We start from the raw sequence: 15,132 nt of genomic DNA, 5'->3' as shown, positions 1-15,132 counted from the left end.
CATTCGGACAAGGCACGTCGTAGGGTGTGTCCATGCGTGAGGCCTACCATGTCGAACTCGACTCGCTCGCCGAGAACCTCGCCGCCATGTCGGCTCAGGTCGCGGATGCCATGGAGCGCGCGACCAAGTCGCTGCTCGAGGTCGACCTCGCCCTCGCGGAGCAGGTGATCAGCGACGACGCGAAGGTCGACGACGCGCGCGCCGAATGCGAGGAGCAGGCGTACGCGCTGCTCGCACTCCAGGCGCCCGTCGCGACCGACTTGCGGACCGTGCTCGCCGCGATCCACGCCGCCGAAAGCCTTGAGCGCATGGGCGACCTCGCCCTGCACGTCGCCAAGGCCGCGCGGCGCCGCCACCCCGACCCCGTGCTGCCGGAGTCGGTCAAGCCGTACTTCGCCGAGATGGGCCGCGCGGCCGTGAAGCTCGCGCACCAGGCGGAGCAGGTCATCAAGTCCAAGGACGTCGGCGCCGCCAAGGACCTCGAGGCCGAGGACGACCAGGTCGACGACATCCACCGCCACCTCTTCACGGTCCTGATGGACCGTGAGTGGCCCTACGGCGTCGCCGCGGCCGTCGACGTCACCCTGCTCGGCCGCTTCTACGAGCGCTACGCCGACCACGCGGTGTCGGTGGCCAAGCGCATGATCTTCGTGGTAACGGGCCGCATGCCTGGCTACGACTCCGACGAGGACCTGAACGTCTGACCGTCCACTCAGGCACGTTCCGCCGAAGGGCCCCCCAGGAGGCGGCCCTTTTCGTTACCTGGCAACGGAAACGGCCCCTCCGTCCACACCGGACGAAGGGGCCGTTCACCGCTGGTGGATCAGCCGAAGCGGCCCGAGATGTAGTCCTCGGTGGCCTTCTCGTCCGGGTTGGAGAAGATCTTCTCCGTGTCGTTGAGCTCGACCAGCCGGCCCGGCTGGCCGACGCCCGCCAGGTTGAAGAACGCCGTCTGGTCCGACACGCGAGCCGCCTGCTGCATGTTGTGCGTGACGATGACGATCGTGTAGTCCTTCTTCAGCTCGCCGATCAGGTCCTCGATCGCGAGCGTCGAGATCGGGTCGAGCGCCGAGCACGGTTCGTCCATCAGGAGCACGTCGGGCTGCACCGCGATGGCGCGCGCGATGCACAACCGCTGCTGCTGACCACCGGAGAGACCGCCACCCGGCTTGTTGAGGCGGTCCTTGACCTCGTTCCACAGGTTGGCGCCCCGCAGCGCGCGCTCGGAGATCTCGTCGAGCTGCTTGCGGTTCTTGGTTCCGCCCAGGCGCAGGCCGGCCACGACGTTGTCCTTGATGGACATCGTGGGGAACGGGTTGGGCCGCTGGAACACCATGCCGATCGTGCGGCGGACCTGCACCGGGTCCACCGCGGACGCGTAGATGTCCTCACCGTCGAGCAGCACCTCGCCGTCGACGCGTGCACCCGGGATGACTTCGTGCATCCGGTTGAGCGTGCGCAGCACGGTCGACTTGCCGCACCCCGACGGCCCGATGAACGCGGTGACGTTCCGCGGCGGCACGGCCAGGGTGACGTTGTCCACGGCGTGGAACTTGCCGTAGTAGATGTCCAGGTCCTTGACGTCGATTCGCTTGGCCATGACTCACTTCTTCTTCGGGGCGACGATGCGGGAGAACACTGTGGCGAGCAGGTTGATGATCGCGATGATCAGCACCAGCGTGAGCGCAGCGCCCCAGATGCGGTCGAAGCCGACGCTGCCGGGGTCGATCGAGTTGGTCGCGCGCTCGTTGTTCATCAACAGCGGCAGGGCGGCCTGCTCGCCCTCGAAGATGTTCCAGTGCACGTAGGACGAATAGCCCACGAGCACCAGCAGCGGCGCCGTTTCACCCATCACGCGGGCCAGGGCCATCATGACGCCGCCGATGATGCCGGACAGCGCCGTGGGCAGCACGATCTTCATGATCGTCTTCCACTTCGGCACGCCCAGCGCGTAGGAAGCCTCGCGCAGGTCGTCCGGCACGATCCGCAGCATCTCCTCGGCCGAGCGCACGACGACCGGGATCATCAGCAGCACCAGGGCCAGCGACACGGCGAAACCGCTGCGCGGCAGGCCGAGCGTGGTGATCCACAGCGCGTAGATGAACAGCGCGGCGACGATCGACGGGACACCCGAGAGGATGTCGACCATGAACGTGGTGGTGCGGGCCAGCTTGCCGCGGCCGTACTCCACCAGGTAGATCGCCACCAGGAGGCCGATCGGCACCGCGATGATGGCACACACGAGACCCTGCAGCAGGGTGCCGATGATCGCGTGCAGCACACCGCCGCCGACCTCGTCGGGCAGCACCGAACCGAAGTCCTCGGACCACCAGTTCGAGTACGGGATGCGCCTGATGCCGTCGACGATCACCGTGTACAGCACCCACACCAGCGGGATCACGGCGATGAGGAACGACAGCCACACCAGCACCGTGGCGAGCGCGTTCTTCACCTTGCGGGCGGCGCTGACCTGCTGGAAAGCCGGAGTGGTGGCGGGACGTTCGAGCGTGCTGGTCATGCTCAGTCCCCCTTCTGGCCGATGATGGACCGGGCGGCGAAGTTCACCAGGAAGGTGAGCACGAAGAGCACCAGGCCGGCGGCGATGTACGCACCGGCCGAGGTCGGGTTGTTGAACTCGCTGTAGTTGGCGGCGATCTTCGACGCGAACGTCGACCCACCGTCGAAAAGGCTCCAGTCGAAGTTCCGGCCCTGCGGGATGAGGAGGATGACGGCGAGCGCGATGGTCTCCCCGAGCGCGCGGCCGAGGCCGAGCATGGAGGCCCCGACGTAACCGGCCTTGCCGAAGGGCAGCACCGTGGTGCGGATGACCTCCCAGCGCGTGGCGCCGAGGGCGAGGGCGCCTTCGATGTGCGTCGTCGGTGTGCGCTCGAAGACCTCGCGCGACAGCGACGTGACGATCGGCAGGATCATCACGGCCAGCACGATGCCGGCGGTGAAGATCGTGCCGCGCACGCTCGGCTGCACGTTGCCGGGCGCCAGCAGCGGGAACCACGAGAAGGTCGAGTTCACCCACTGCGAGAACGGTTCGATCGTCGGCGCGAAGACGAGGATGCCCCACAGGCCGAAGATGATCGAGGGCACCGCGGCGAGCAGGTCCACGACGTAGGCGAACGCACGGGCCAGCCGCTTCGGCGCGTACTGCGTGAGGAACAGCGCGATGCCCAGCGAAACCGGCATCGCGATGATCAGGGCCACCACGGACGTGGCGATGGTGACCTCGAGCAGGTCGAGGATGCCGAACGACATGTTCGTCGCGTCGTTCGTCGACCAACCGTGGTTGGTCAGGAAGTTCACCTTGTCCGCCCGCAGCGCCGGAATCGCCTGGATGATCAGGAAGAGTCCGATCAGGCCGATCAGCACGACGACGAAGAGGCCGGCTCCGGTGGTCAGATTCTTGAAGATGCGGTCACCGGCCCGCACCTTCTTCGGCTTCTCCCGCGCGGGCGGCCGATCGGGCGCCGGCGCGGACGTTGTCTCCGAAATCGGATCCTCCGGGAACTCTCGGGCGGACGACGAACGCCCACCGGGGCCGCCGGTGGGCGTTCGCGTCGAGGATGACTCGCTCATCGACTGGGCTTGTCCAGACTGTGTTCGCTAGTCAGGTCAGGATAAATCAGGAAATCGCCTTGACGGCGGTCAGCACCTTGTCCTGCAGGCTCTGCGGGATCGGCACGTAACCCTTGCTCGACAGCTGCTGCTGGCCGGTGGTGGCCGAGACGGTCAGGAACGCCTTCAGGGCCTTGGAGACGTCGGCGTTCGAGTACTTCGAGCAGACGATCTCGTAGGTCGTGAGCAGCAGCGGGTAGGCACCCGGGACGTTGCTCGCGTAGATGGCGTTGAGGTCCATCGCCAGGTCGTTCGAACCGTCGTGGAGGAACTTCGCGGAGTCCAGCGACTTCGCGACGTTGTCCGAGGTCAGCTCGACGCCACCGGAGCCGCTGTCGATCAGGGCCGGCGTGATGCCGTCCTTGGCGAACGCGCCCTCGACGTAGGTGATGGCGCCGTCGGCACCCTTGACCGCGGTGGCCACACCGTTCGAGCCCTGCGCACCGGAGCCCACGCCGCCGTTGAACTTCTTGCCGGCGCCCTGCGTCCAGACACCCTTGGCGGCCGCGCCGAGGTACTTCTGGAAGTTGTCGGTGGTGCCGGACTCGTCCGAGCGGGAGATGACCTGGATCGGCTTGTCCGGGAACGTGACGCTCTCGTTGCCCTTGACGGCCTTGATCTGCGGGTCGTTCCAGTTCTTGATCTGGCCGTTGAAGATCTTGGCGATCACGGTGGGGGTGAGCGTGAGCTTGTCGACGCCCTGGAGCTTGTAGGCGACGGCGACGGGGCCGACGACCATCGGGATGTTCCACGCCGGGGAGGCGCAGCGCTTGCCGGCGGCTTCGAGGTCGGCGCCGGTGATCGGGGAGTCCGAGCCACCGAAGTCGACCTGGTTGCCGTTGAACTGCTTGACACCCGCGCCCGAGCCGCTGGCCGTGTAGTTGACCTGCTGGCCGGAGCACTGCTTGCCGTAAGCGAGCTTGAAGACCTCGATGGCGTTGTTCTGCGCCGTCGAGCCTTCGCCCGACAGCGGGCTCTTGCCACCGCAGTCGACCTGTGCGGTGCCGGTGGCGGCGGGGGCACCGGACGAGGCGCCGCTGCTGCTGTTGCTCGCCGCGGGGTCGCTGCCACAGGCGGAAAGCACCAGAGCGGCGCTCGCCAGGATGCCCACGGCACCAAGAGGCCGCATGATCTTCACTGCATTTCCTCCACTCGGAGACTTCGCCGGAACGGCGCGCGTTTCAGCGACGCCGGATCCGGACATTAGGCAGCCTCGGTGGACGGCCTCCCTTGGCGAGATGAACGCAAAGTGAACAAGACACAGTATGTGACCGGGGCGACTAGCCCGAAAGGGTGCCGTGTCCCTGCCGTGACCTGTGCGTACGCAGAAAGTAACACGAGACGCGGTTCGCGTCGATTGTGATTACCGACCGTACTGGACGTCGGTTTCGAAACGCGTGAACCCCAGTTTTTTGTACACGGCCAGCGCCGGAGCGTTGTCACCTTCGACGTAGAGGATCACTTGGCGTAGTCCGCGCTCGCGCAGGTAGCGAAGGCCCGCCAGCGTCAGCGCCTTGCCGAGGCCGCCACCCTGCGTGGCCGGATCGACCCCGACGACGTACACCTCTCCGACCGGCTCACCGCCGAAGCGGCCGGGCACCGGTTCGTGGACCTTCGTCCAGTGGAACCCGACGACCTCGCCCTGCGCGTCCTCGGCGAGGAAGAACCCCGCGGGGTCGAACCAGGATTGCGCTTCTTCGGCCCGCAGCTCGTCGACGGTGAACGCGCCCTGTTCCGGGTGCCAGTCGAACGCCCGCGCGTTGACGGCGATCACGGCTTCTTCGTCCTGGCCGACGACGAACGTGCGCAGCTTGAGCCCTTCGCGCACCACGGGTGCGGGCCAGTCGGCGCCCTCGACGGCGGCGTGCAGGATCAGCAGCTCCCGCTGCCGGCCCAGGTGGAACTCGTTCGCCAGTGCGGCCGCGCCGGGGTGGTCGCCGTGCGCCCAGACGCGCGCACCGTCGGCGGCCTTCGCCTCGAGCTCCTTCGCCAGCGCGGTGCCGACCCCGCGACGGCGGAACTCCGGGTGCACCACGAGCTCCGCGACCTGGCGGCCGTAGGAATCGCCTTCGGTGTCGAGGTGCGCGTAGCCGACGGGGCGTCCGCCGACCCGGGCCAGCAGGTGCAGCCCACCGGCGAACTCCCGCGGCAACGGTCCCGTCGCCTCGACCTCGGGCCGCCCGTCAGCGCCCTTCGCGGCGAGCAGCACCTCGCGCACCGCTTCCGCATCGGGTTCGGCCGTCCACGCCGTCAGCTCTGTTTCCGCCACGAAGCCGACATTACCCACGCGGGGGCGGTCAGTGGGTGGACAGTTGCTGCGGCACCACCGCCGGCTCGGCCGGCGCGGCGGTCTTCGGCGCGGACTTGGCGGGGCGCTCGAACTTGTAGCCGACGTTGCGGACCGTGCCGATCATCTGCTCGTGCTCCGGACCGAGCTTGGCGCGCAGGCGCCGGACGTGGACGTCGACGGTGCGGGTGCCGCCGAAGAAGTCGTAGCCCCAGACCTCCTGCAGGAGCTGGGCGCGCGTGAAGACGCGGCCGGCGTGCTGCGCGAGGTACTTCAGCAGCTCGAACTCCTTGTACGTGAGCTCGAGCGTGCGGCGGCGCAGGCGCGCGGTGTAGGTGGCCTCGTCGATCACGAGGTCGCCGACGCGCAGCTCGGCGTCGACCTGGCCGACGGCGCCGTCGCGGGTCGTGACCAGGCGCAGGCGCGCGTCGACCTCGGCGGGGCCGGCGGTGGGCAGCAGGATGTCGTCCATGCGCCACTCGGAGCTGACGGCCACGAGGCCACCTTCGCCGACCACGGCGATCACGGGGGTGCTGCCCTCGTCCTCGGCGGCGCCCTTGAGCAGCCGGCAGAGGCTCTTCGCCGACGCCAGGTCGCTGCGTGCGTCGAGCAGGATGACGTCGCGGTGACCGGCGTCGAGCAGGGCCGTCACCTCGGGCTCGCGGACGCGTACGGTGTGGGGCAGCAGATCCAGGGCGGGAAGCACCGAGGTGGCGTCGGGTTCTGCGGTCAGTACCAGAAGGTCCAGGCTCATGGAGCCACACCGCCTTCACAAAGTCATGGCCTCGCACACGGGCGCGGACGTGGCCTCGGTCGGTGCTGAGTGAGAATACCGGGTGAACAACACGTCACCTAGCTCGTGCTGGATCGATCACACCTGGCCGGACGGCCAGGAGCGCCCCGGCCCCCGACGAACAGGAGAACCGACGCGATGGTGAGCAGGCCCGTGACGCGGAACGACCGACCCTCTCCGCGACCGGACGGCCGGCGTCGCGGACGGCGGGTCCGCCGGTGGGTGATCGTGCTCGGGGTCCTCGTGATCCTGCTGGTCGGAGCCGATTTCGGGGCCGCCGCGTTCGCCGAGCACACGATCTCCCAGAAGGCCCGCGAGCAGCTCGGTCTCAGCGACGACCCGTCGGTCGACATCCACGGTTTCCCGTTCCTCACGCAGGCCCTCTCGGGTGACTACAGTCACATCAGCGTCTCGGCCGACGGCGTCCCCGTCGGGGGTGAGCTGCGCGACCTCGGCGTGAGCGCCGAACTCGAAGATGTAACCGCTCCGTTGTCCGACCTCACCGCGGGCAACACGAAGAACGTGAAGATCGGCAAGCTCACCGGCGCCGTGACGATCAAGGCGTCGGACATCGCGCGCATCTCACCGCTGGACAAGATCCAGAACCTGCGCATCGACCAGAGCACCCAGGCGTACGTGAAGTACGGCGACACCGAGCAGGGCCAGCAGCCGGACCCGACCACCACCAACGCCGACGGCGAGGAGCAGGACACCAACACCGCCGGCGTGCGCCTGTCGGGCGACGTCCAGATCGCCGGGCAGAAGGTGGAGATCTTCTGCTTCGCGCTGATCGAGCTCAAGGGTAAGACCATCACGATCACGCCCCACCGGCTGCAGTTCGGGAATGATCAGGAGACGACCGTCGTTCCCGAGTCCGTGCAGAAGTCGCTCCTGCCGAACTTCCGTGCCTCGATCGACACGAGCACGCTGCCGCTCTCGGTCACCCCGACCGCGGTGCGCGTCGACAGCGGCTCCGTGACCATCAAGGGCGAAGCGACCGGCGTGACTTTCGCCGATCTGTCGACGTCGAAGGGGTGAGTGCCGGGTGACCGGAGTCTGGGTGCTGCTGGCCACGCTGGTCGTGGCGGCTGCCGTCGGGCTGCTGCTTCGCGCGCGCAACGGCCGCGTGCGCGCGGCCAAGCCCGCCGCCGCTTCCCGGGCCCTGCCCGCTCCGGTCGCCGACGCCCTGGATCCCGAGTCGGCCGTGACGCTCGTCCAGATCTCCACGACGTTCTGCGCGCCGTGCCGCCACACGCGCGCCATCCTCTCGTCGCTCGCCGAGAAGACCCCGGGCCTGCACCACGTGGACCTCGACGTGACCGACCAGCCGGAGGTCGCGCAGGCCCTCTCGGTGCTGCGCACGCCGACCACGCTGGCGCTGGCCGCGGACGGCCGCGAACTGCTGCGCGTGGGCGGGGTGCCGAAGGGGCCGCAGCTGCTGGCCGCCCTCCAGCCCCACCTCACCGAAGCCGACACACACTGAGACCGCCGGACGAGCCGCTGACCAGCACGTTCGTGAACGGTTCCCAGTGCTTGAGACTCGTCCCAAGGTATGAACGTGGTTCCCACCCTCAGGGAGCTCTCGGTACCCTCCCAGGCGTGGACGAGCTGCCGATCACCCTCCTGACGCAGCGCCGCGCAGTCGACCTGTGCCGCGTGCGCAGCAGCTTGTGTCCGCTTTCCGCCGGCCGGCGCTGAGGCACGTCCCGCGCCGGGCCCGTTCGACCGTCCTGTGTCCGCGTGCGCGCGCACGCCCCAGTTCACGAAGCAGGAGGAACCATGCCCGCCGGACCGGCCGTCGACCCGCGTGGCCCGCGCTTTGCCGCGATCGTCACCACCGTGGTGCTCGCCTTGGTGCTCGTGACGCAGTGGTGGCCACTGCTGGCGCTGCAGACCGTGGTGTTCGCGATCGGCGCGTTCGTCGGGCTCAAGCCGGCGCCGTACTCGGTGCTGTACCGCGCGCTGGTCGCGCCGCGGCTCGGCCCGCCGAGCGAACGCGAGGACGCGGCGCCGCTGCGGTTCGCGCAGGCCGTGGGCTTCGTGTTCGCCCTGGTGGGGACGATCGGCTTCATCGCCGGCGTGACCCCGCTCGGCATCATCGCGACGGCGTTCGCGCTGTTCGCCGCCTTCCTCAACGCCGCGTTCAACTTCTGCCTCGGGTGCGAGATGTACCTGCTCATCAAGCGCTTCAGCCCGGCCCGGGCTTCCTAAGCAGTACCGACACCAGAAGGAGAGTTCACTCCCATGAGCCGTGAAGACGCCCTCGTCACCACCCAGTGGGCGGAAGACAACCTGGACACCCCGGGCGTGGTGTTCGTCGAGGTTGATGAAGACACCAGCGCTTACGACACCGGGCACATCCGCGGCGCGGTGAAGCTCGACTGGCGCAACGACCTGCAGGACAAGGTCCGCCGCGACTTCGTCAACAAGGAAGGCTTCGAGAAGCTCCTCTCGGAGAAGGGCATCTCGAACGACGACCGCGTGATCCTCTACGGCGGCAACAACAACTGGTTCGCCGCCTACGCGTACTGGTACTTCACCCTGTACGGCCACGAGAAGGTGCAGCTGCTCGACGGCGGCCGCAAGAAGTGGGAACTCGACGGCCGCGAGCTGACCGCCGACGAGGTCAAGCGCGAGCCGACCACGTACGTGGCGAAGGAACAGGACCTGTCGCTGCGCGCGTTCCGCACCGAGGTCATCGATTCCATCGGCGCGAAGAACTACGTCGACGTGCGCTCGCCGGACGAGTTCTCGGGCAAGCTGCTCGCGCCCGCGCACCTGCCGCAGGAGCAGTCGCAGGTGCCGGGCCACATCCCGGGCGCGCTGAACGTGCCGTGGGCCAAGGTCGCCAACGAAGACGGCACCTTCAAGTCCGAAGACGAGATCCGCGAGCTGTACAAGGAAGCCGGCCTCGACGAGTCGAAGGCCACCATCGCGTACTGCCGCATCGGTGAGCGTTCGTCCATCGCGTGGTTCGCGCTGCGCGAGCTGCTGGGCTACGCCGATGTGAAGAACTACGACGGTTCGTGGACCGAATACGGCTCGCTGGTCGGCGTGCCGGTCGAGTTGGGAGCCAAGTGAATGGCTGACGACGGTTGCGGCGCGCCCGTGCAGGTGGCCACGCCCGCTGACTTCGACACCAACGGCCAGGTCGTGCTGGCCGGCAAGGTGACGGGCACCGACGGGCCCGTGGGCGGCGCCTTCGTGCGCCTCCTCGACGGCGGCGGCGACTTCACCGGCGAGGTGGTCTCGTCCCCCGAGGGCGACTTCCGCTTCTACGCCGCGCCCGGCGCGTGGACGGTGCGCGCCCTGCACCGCACCGGCAACGGCGAAGCCTCCGTCACGGCGGAGGGCCCCGGCCTGCACCAGCTGGCGATTTCGGTCGGCTGACGCGGTTTTCCCGCTGAGGGGCCCCTCGGTGTACGCGGTGTACGCCGAGGGGCCCTTCACGCGTCTTCGATCAGCAGCCGTTGCGGCGACGGACGGGTCTGGACCGGGTGGTCCCGCGGGCACCGCGCGACGTGACCGGGGAACGTCTCCGCGATCGCCGGTTTCCGGCACGGCTCGGCCTGCGAGCGGCTGGACCGGTGCTCGCGGCCGTGACTGTCCTCACCGCTGCGGCCCTGCGCGGGGCCAGACCGGCGGCGGCGGACTATTGTCCTCGCTGTGGAGACCCTGTTTACGATCCTGCTGGCCCTGGCGGCCGTCGCTGTCGTGTGGTTCGCCTGCTACGTCGTGTACCGGCTGTACGCCGACCAGCGCTGAGCTCCATGACCGCCAGTGGCGACGAAGCCATCGCGGCCGCGGAAGAGCGGGCGGCGAGCACCCGTGCGCGCAATCTGCCGTTGTGGGACGACCTGCCGATCCCCAACGACACCGCCAACCTGCGCGAGGGCCCGAACCTGAACGACGCGTGCCTCGCGCTGCTGCCGCTCGTCGGCGTGTGGCGGGGTGAGGGCGAGGTCGACTACCCGACGATCGACGGGCCGATCAAGTTCGCCCAGCAGCTCACCATCGCGCACGACGGCCGGCCGTTCCTCACGCACGAGGCGCGCGCGTGGCTGCTCGACGACGACGGGAACGTCATCCGGCCGGCGGCTCGCGAGACCGGGTTCTGGCGCCCCCAGGAGGACGACACGATCGAGCTGCTGCTCACGCACAGCTCGGGCATCGTGGAGCTCTACTACGGCAAGCCGCGCAACCAGACGTCCTGGGAGCTCGGCACCGACGCGGTCATCCGCACCGCGACGGCCAAGGACGTCACGGCGGCGCAGCGGCTCTACGGCCTCATCAACGGCGACCTCGGTTACGTGGAGGAGCGCGCGATGGTGGGTCAGGAGATGCAGCCCCACGCGTCGGCACTGCTCCGCCGCGTCGTCGGCTGAAACCGCGCCAACCGCTCTTAAGCTCGACACCATGTTCTGGCGGCCCTGCGGCGAGCACGCCGCACTGCTCGACTGCGACTCGCTCGCGCAGATGACGGCCGCCCGCGCCACTGTGGAGGCCGCGGGCGTCGACGGGATCGCCGAGCTCGTGCCCGGGGCCCGCAGCCTGCTCGTGGTCGCGGAACCTGGGTCGACGGCGCTCGACGCGGTCCGCGCGCTGCTCGACGACGCGGACCTCACGCACCCGCCCGCCGGCTCGCCGCGGGAGGTCACGCTCGACGTCCGCTACGACGGCGAAGACCTCGCACTCGTCGCCCGGGACGCCGGGATCTCGGAGGACGAAGTGATCGGGCTGCACACGGGTGCCGAGTACACCGTGGCGTTCACCGGGTTCGCCCCCGGCTTCGGCTACCTGACCGGGCTGCCCGAACCACTGCGGCAGCCGCGCCTCGAATCGCCGCGCACGAAGGTCCCCACCGGGTCCGTCGGCATCGGCGGCGAGTTCACCGGCGTCTACCCCCGCGAGTCGCCCGGCGGCTGGCGGCTGCTGGGCCACACCGGCGCGACGCTGTTCGACCCGTCCGCCGAGCGGCCCGCGCTGTTCGCACCCGGGGACCGCGTGCGGTTCCGGAGCGTCTGATGCGCGCGCTTCAGATCGTCCGGACCGGCGCGCTCGCGCTGGTCCAGGACCTCGGCCGGCCCGGTTACGCGCGCCTGGGCGTGCCGCCGTCGGGCGCGCTGGACGTCGACGCGCTGAAGCTCGGCAACCGCCTGGTCGGCAACCCCGAGGGCGCCGCCGGGATCGAGGCGCTGCTCGGTGGGCTGACCGTCGAGGTCACCGCGCCGTGCACCGTCGCCGTGACGGGACCGGTCGTGCGGGTACAGGTGGACGGGCGCGACGTCGGGTCGCACGCGGCCGTGTCCCTGAAGGCGGCGCAAACGCTTGCGGTCGGCACTCCCGCCACCGGGCTGCGCTGCTACCTGGCGGTTTCCGGCGGGATCGCCGTCGAGCCCGTGCTCGGCAGCCGCTCGCGCGACGTGCTGTCCGGCATTGGACCCGAACCCCTCGAAGAGGGGAAGACCGTTCCGCTCGGCCCGGTCACGGGCGTGCCGGCGGGCGCCGACGTCGTGGTCGCGCCGAGCGCGGCCGAGCGGCTCGTCGTGCCCGTCCTCCTCGGCCCGCGCGACGACTGGTTCACCGACCTCGCGCGCGGTCTGGGCCAGTGGTGGACGGTGACGCCGGAGTCCAACCGGGTCGGCCTGCGGCTCGAGGGCGACCCGCTGCGCCGCGCGAACCCCGCCGAGCTGCCCAGCGAAGGCATGCTGACCGGCGCGATCCAGGTGCCGCCCAACGGCCGGCCCGTGGTGTTCCTCGCCGATCACCCGACGACCGGCGGCTACCCCGTGGCCGCCGTGGTGAGACGATCGTCACTCGGTGCACTCGCGCAGGCACGCCCCGGAACCTCCGTGCGGTTCCAGCCGTCCTGATGGGTGTGGAAGAAGAGGTAACGGTCACGGGTGGGACGGGTGTCCTGGAACTGAACGGCGTCTTCGAGCTGCCCGGCGGGGGCAGCGTCGAGCTGCCGCAGTCGCTGCGCATCGCCCTGGCCACGGGCCAGGTGCGCCGCCCGCTGGCCGAAACCCTGCGCGACGTGCTCGTGCTGCTGGTCGACGGCCGGTACCAGCTCGCCGGGCCCGAACGCCTGCCCGCCGAGCACCACCTCGTGCCCACCTCGGAGTGGCCGCCCTGCGACGAGGCCCGCGTGGCCTACTACCGCACCGCGATCCGCACGGGCCACCGCCCGGTGGCCGTCGTGCTGTCCGGCGTGCAGCCGCTCATCCTCGACGGCCACCACAAGATCGCCGCGTACGAAGCCGAAGGCGTGTGCGCGTCGGCGGTGGTGATCAGCGAAGCGCCGGCCTAGTACTCGCCCTCGTAGACCGTGACCAGCTCGCGGTGCAGCTCCGCCGAATCCGGCAGCGCCGTGCCGTCGAGGGTGTGCACGCGCGTCACGAGCCGCACCGAGGACGCGAGGAACACCCCGTCGGCGCCGGGCAGGTCGGCGGCCGAGAACGGCTCCACCTTCACGGTCCAGCCCGCCTTCTCCGCGCCGCGGAAGAGGGCTGCCTGCGTGGTGCCCGGCAGGATCCCGACGGTCGAAGGCGGCGTGTACAGCGTGCGCTCGCGCGCCAGCACGACCGTCGACGTCGGGCCCTCCAGGACCGAACCATCGGCGGCTGTGAAAATCACGTCTTGGGCACCGCGCCGGGCGGCTTCGCGCAGCGCGGCCATGTTCACCGCGTACGACACGGTCTTCGCGCCCAGCAGCAGCCACGGCGCGCGCTCGGCGACGTCCGGGCCGAACCCGCGCTCGAGTGCCACCACGGCAACACCTTCGGCGCGGGCACGGCGCACCTTCTCCTCGATTTCCATGCCCAGCGCGAACGCCGTCGGCGTGCCGGCCGGGTCGCCGTCTAACCCGCGCGTGTACACAAGTTTCAACGCGATCTCGTGGCCGCCGGCCCAGTTGTCGATCACCGCGCGAGCGGCCCGCTCGAACGCGGTGAGGTCCGGAGCGGGGAGATCCAGCATCGCCGCGGAGCGGGCGAGGCGGTCGAGGTGCGGTCGCAGTTCGCGCGGTTTTCCGCCTGCTACCAGGATGGTCTCGAACACCCCGTCTCCGCGCAGCAGCCCGAGATCGTCCACGCGCAAGTGGGCGGCGTCGGGGTCGGCCAGTGACCCGTCGAGGAAGGCGAGCACGCGCATGCTCCACACCGTACTCACAAGCTTTCGCGCGGACACCGGGTTTCTGTTCGGTGGCGCGGAAGCCGGCAGAGCTAGTCTGGTGTCATGGCCTACCGCTCGCCGCTGCTGGAAACGCCTCGCGCGATCGCTCCACCCGAAGGGCACCCCGAGTCGGGAGTGCCGTGGCACTGGGGCGATCCGTTCGCCGAGCAGCGCACCGCCGCCCGCGGTGTGGTCGTCATCGACCGCTCGCACCGCGAAGTCCTGGCCGTCACGGGGGAAGAACGCCTTTCGTGGCTGCACCTCGTGATCTCGCAGCACGTGACGCAGCTGCCCGAGGGCGAAGGCACCGAGGCGCTCGTGCTCGACAGCCAGGGCCACGTCGACACGCACTTCCTGCTGGCGCACGTCGACGGCACCGTCTGGCTCGACAGCGACCCGGGCGCGACGGCGACGAGCGCGCTGCCCAAGGGCGGTGAGCAGACGCTTCACGAGTACCTCGAAGCGATGAAGTTCTGGTCCAAGGTCGAGATCCGCGACGCCACAACGGAACTCGCGGTCCTCACCCTGCTCGGCCCCGAGGCCGAACGGCTGCTGGGCGCGGTCGGCGTCGAGGTGGGCAGCGCGCCCTACGCCGTGACCGCTTTGCCGGGCGGCGGTTTCACGCGCCGGGTGCCGTGGCCGTCGCGGTCCAGTGTGGACCTTCTCGTGCCGCGCGAAGAGCTCGCCACCTGGTGGCAGAAGCTCACCGACGCGGGCGCGCGCCCCGCCGGCAGCTGGACGTTCGACGCGCTGCGCGTGGAATCGCGGCACCCGCGCGTCGGGGTGGACACCGACGAGCGGACCATCCCGCACGAGGTCGGCTGGATCGGCAGCGCCGCCCACGTGGCGAAGGGCTGCTACCGCGGCCAGGAGACGGTCGCGAAGGTGCACAACGTCGGCCGGCCACCGCGCTACCTGGCGCTGCTGCACCTCGACGGATCACCCGAGATCACACCCGAGACGGGTGATCCCGTGCGACTGGGCGAGCGCGTGGTGGGACGCGTCGGGAGCGTGGTGCAGCACCACGAACTCGGTCCGATCGCGCTCGCCCTGGTCAAGCGGTCCGTACCTGCGGCCGCGGAGCTGCTGGCCGGCCTGAAGGACGAGGAGACCGACCGGGTCGTGCAGGCCGTGGTGGACCCCGACTCGGTGCCGGGCGAGCACGCCGCGCCCGGCCGGGAGGCCGCGCAGCGCCTCCGGGGGTGAAGTGAACCCGGCGGTAGCATTGTGGGGGAATCTAGAGCAGGATGTG

19 protein-coding genes are annotated in these 15,132 nt (G+C 69.8%); 12 read left to right on the top strand and 7 right to left on the bottom strand.

Translation table 11 applies throughout. From position 1 onward, the window contains the following. Positions 1-32: 32 nt before the first annotated feature. Positions 33-704 (top strand): phosphate signaling complex protein PhoU, encoded by a 672-nt coding sequence (gene phoU / locus I6J71_RS46530; RefSeq protein ID WP_204092688.1) that lies wholly within the window; start codon positions 33-35, stop codon positions 702-704. A gap of 119 nt (positions 705-823) precedes the next feature. Here the strand turns inward: phoU and pstB are convergent, their stop codons facing one another. From pstB to I6J71_RS46500, 6 genes are all read right to left on the bottom strand, one after another. After that, positions 824-1,600: a phosphate ABC transporter ATP-binding protein PstB gene (gene pstB, locus I6J71_RS46525; protein WP_204092687.1), complete on the bottom strand. Its 777-nt coding sequence runs from the start codon at positions 1,598-1,600 to the stop codon at positions 824-826. Between the two features lie 3 nt (positions 1,601-1,603). After that, on the bottom strand, positions 1,604-2,518 hold the full coding sequence (pstA, locus tag I6J71_RS46520) for a phosphate ABC transporter permease PstA (RefSeq protein WP_204092686.1): 915 nt from the start codon (positions 2,516-2,518) through the stop codon (positions 1,604-1,606). Positions 2,519-2,520: 2 nt separating this feature from the next. Further along, positions 2,521-3,441: a phosphate ABC transporter permease subunit PstC gene (gene pstC / locus I6J71_RS46515; RefSeq protein ID WP_204097608.1), complete on the bottom strand. Its 921-nt coding sequence runs from the start codon at positions 3,439-3,441 to the stop codon at positions 2,521-2,523. A gap of 193 nt (positions 3,442-3,634) precedes the next feature. Further along, positions 3,635-4,765, bottom strand: a complete 1,131-nt coding sequence (gene pstS, locus I6J71_RS46510) for a phosphate ABC transporter substrate-binding protein PstS (protein WP_204092685.1) — start codon at positions 4,763-4,765, stop codon at positions 3,635-3,637. Positions 4,766-4,990: 225 nt separating this feature from the next. Beyond that, positions 4,991-5,896, bottom strand: coding sequence for a mycothiol synthase (gene mshD, locus I6J71_RS46505; RefSeq protein ID WP_204092684.1), 906 nt, complete (start codon positions 5,894-5,896; stop codon positions 4,991-4,993). 28 nt (positions 5,897-5,924) lie between these two features. After that, on the bottom strand, positions 5,925-6,668 hold the full coding sequence (locus I6J71_RS46500) for a response regulator transcription factor (protein WP_204092683.1): 744 nt from the start codon (positions 6,666-6,668) through the stop codon (positions 5,925-5,927). Positions 6,669-6,845: 177 nt separating this feature from the next. Here I6J71_RS46500 and I6J71_RS46495 point away from each other — a divergent pair, with 177 nt between their 5' ends. The 10 genes from I6J71_RS46495 (at position 6,846) to I6J71_RS46455 (ending at position 13,017) form a co-directional block, all read left to right on the top strand. Beyond that, entirely contained in the window at positions 6,846-7,745 is a 900-nt protein-coding gene (locus I6J71_RS46495; protein WP_204092682.1) for a DUF2993 domain-containing protein, read from the top strand. Between the two features lie 7 nt (positions 7,746-7,752). Beyond that, positions 7,753-8,190, top strand: coding sequence for a thioredoxin family protein (locus I6J71_RS46490; RefSeq protein WP_204092681.1), 438 nt, complete (start codon positions 7,753-7,755; stop codon positions 8,188-8,190). A 116-nt stretch (positions 8,191-8,306) separates the two neighbouring features. Continuing rightward, a complete protein-coding gene (locus I6J71_RS51595) occupies positions 8,307-8,405 on the top strand; it encodes a putative leader peptide (protein WP_370542065.1) in 99 nt (32 codons plus the stop codon). Between the two features lie 81 nt (positions 8,406-8,486). Beyond that, complete coding sequence (locus I6J71_RS46485) at positions 8,487-8,918, top strand: DUF4395 domain-containing protein (RefSeq protein WP_204092680.1); 432 nt, start codon at positions 8,487-8,489, stop codon at positions 8,916-8,918. A gap of 33 nt (positions 8,919-8,951) precedes the next feature. After that, the gene (locus I6J71_RS46480; RefSeq protein ID WP_204092679.1) at positions 8,952-9,788 is read left to right on the top strand and encodes a sulfurtransferase; all 837 of its coding nucleotides are present in this window, start codon (positions 8,952-8,954) and stop codon (positions 9,786-9,788) included. Beyond that, a complete protein-coding gene (locus tag I6J71_RS46475) occupies positions 9,789-10,097 on the top strand; it encodes a DUF1416 domain-containing protein (protein WP_204092678.1) in 309 nt (102 codons plus the stop codon). It begins immediately after the preceding gene. A gap of 380 nt (positions 10,098-10,477) precedes the next feature. Then, positions 10,478-11,092, top strand: coding sequence for an FABP family protein (locus I6J71_RS46470; protein ID WP_204092677.1), 615 nt, complete (start codon positions 10,478-10,480; stop codon positions 11,090-11,092). 31 nt (positions 11,093-11,123) lie between these two features. Further along, entirely contained in the window at positions 11,124-11,732 is a 609-nt protein-coding gene (pxpB, locus tag I6J71_RS46465) for a 5-oxoprolinase subunit PxpB (RefSeq protein ID WP_204092676.1), read from the top strand. Beyond that, entirely contained in the window at positions 11,732-12,580 is an 849-nt protein-coding gene (locus I6J71_RS46460; RefSeq protein ID WP_204092675.1) for a biotin-dependent carboxyltransferase family protein, read from the top strand. The genes pxpB and I6J71_RS46460 overlap by 1 nt, the downstream gene beginning before the upstream one ends. Then, the gene (locus tag I6J71_RS46455; protein WP_204092674.1) at positions 12,580-13,017 is read left to right on the top strand and encodes a hypothetical protein; all 438 of its coding nucleotides are present in this window, start codon (positions 12,580-12,582) and stop codon (positions 13,015-13,017) included. Before I6J71_RS46460 ends, I6J71_RS46455 begins: the two co-directional genes overlap by 1 nt. Here I6J71_RS46455 and I6J71_RS46450 read toward each other — a convergent pair. Next, positions 13,014-13,859, bottom strand: a complete 846-nt coding sequence (locus I6J71_RS46450; protein WP_204092673.1) for an aminodeoxychorismate lyase — start codon at positions 13,857-13,859, stop codon at positions 13,014-13,016. The two genes, I6J71_RS46455 and I6J71_RS46450, sit on opposite strands and share 4 nt — an antisense overlap. Before the next feature lie 84 nt (positions 13,860-13,943). Here I6J71_RS46450 and I6J71_RS46445 point away from each other — a divergent pair, with 84 nt between their 5' ends. Beyond that, positions 13,944-15,086 carry a folate-binding protein YgfZ gene (locus I6J71_RS46445; RefSeq protein WP_204092672.1) on the top strand — a complete coding sequence of 381 codons (1,143 nt, stop codon included), beginning with the start codon at positions 13,944-13,946 and terminating at the stop codon, positions 15,084-15,086. Positions 15,087-15,132: the final 46 nt, after the last annotated feature.

The sequence above is a fragment of the Amycolatopsis sp. FDAARGOS 1241 genome, from assembly GCF_016889705.1.
Taxonomy (GTDB): Bacteria; Actinomycetota; Actinomycetes; order Mycobacteriales; family Pseudonocardiaceae; genus Amycolatopsis.
This window is presented reverse-complemented; position numbering and strand designations above follow the sequence as displayed.

Excerpts from the sequence above, each read along its gene's own strand:
- phoU (WP_204092688.1), top strand. The coding sequence starts at position 33 with ATGCGTGAGGCCTACCATGTCGAACTCGACTCGCTCGCCGAGAACCTC.
- pstB (WP_204092687.1), bottom strand. The coding sequence starts at position 1,600 with ATGGCCAAGCGAATCGACGTCAAGGACCTGGACATCTACTACGGCAAG.
- pstA (WP_204092686.1), bottom strand. The coding sequence starts at position 2,518 with ATGACCAGCACGCTCGAACGTCCCGCCACCACTCCGGCTTTCCAGCAG.
- I6J71_RS46500 (WP_204092683.1), bottom strand. The coding sequence starts at position 6,668 with ATGAGCCTGGACCTTCTGGTACTGACCGCAGAACCCGACGCCACCTCG.
- I6J71_RS46495 (WP_204092682.1), top strand. The coding sequence starts at position 6,846 with ATGGTGAGCAGGCCCGTGACGCGGAACGACCGACCCTCTCCGCGACCG.
- I6J71_RS46485 (WP_204092680.1), top strand. The coding sequence starts at position 8,487 with ATGCCCGCCGGACCGGCCGTCGACCCGCGTGGCCCGCGCTTTGCCGCG.
- I6J71_RS46480 (WP_204092679.1), top strand. The coding sequence starts at position 8,952 with ATGAGCCGTGAAGACGCCCTCGTCACCACCCAGTGGGCGGAAGACAAC.
- I6J71_RS46475 (WP_204092678.1), top strand. The coding sequence starts at position 9,789 with ATGGCTGACGACGGTTGCGGCGCGCCCGTGCAGGTGGCCACGCCCGCT.
- I6J71_RS46470 (WP_204092677.1), top strand. The coding sequence starts at position 10,478 with ATGACCGCCAGTGGCGACGAAGCCATCGCGGCCGCGGAAGAGCGGGCG.
- pxpB (WP_204092676.1), top strand. The coding sequence starts at position 11,124 with ATGTTCTGGCGGCCCTGCGGCGAGCACGCCGCACTGCTCGACTGCGAC.
- I6J71_RS46460 (WP_204092675.1), top strand. The coding sequence starts at position 11,732 with ATGCGCGCGCTTCAGATCGTCCGGACCGGCGCGCTCGCGCTGGTCCAG.
- I6J71_RS46455 (WP_204092674.1), top strand. The coding sequence starts at position 12,580 with ATGGGTGTGGAAGAAGAGGTAACGGTCACGGGTGGGACGGGTGTCCTG.
- I6J71_RS46450 (WP_204092673.1), bottom strand. The coding sequence starts at position 13,859 with ATGCGCGTGCTCGCCTTCCTCGACGGGTCACTGGCCGACCCCGACGCC.
- I6J71_RS46445 (WP_204092672.1), top strand. The coding sequence starts at position 13,944 with ATGGCCTACCGCTCGCCGCTGCTGGAAACGCCTCGCGCGATCGCTCCA.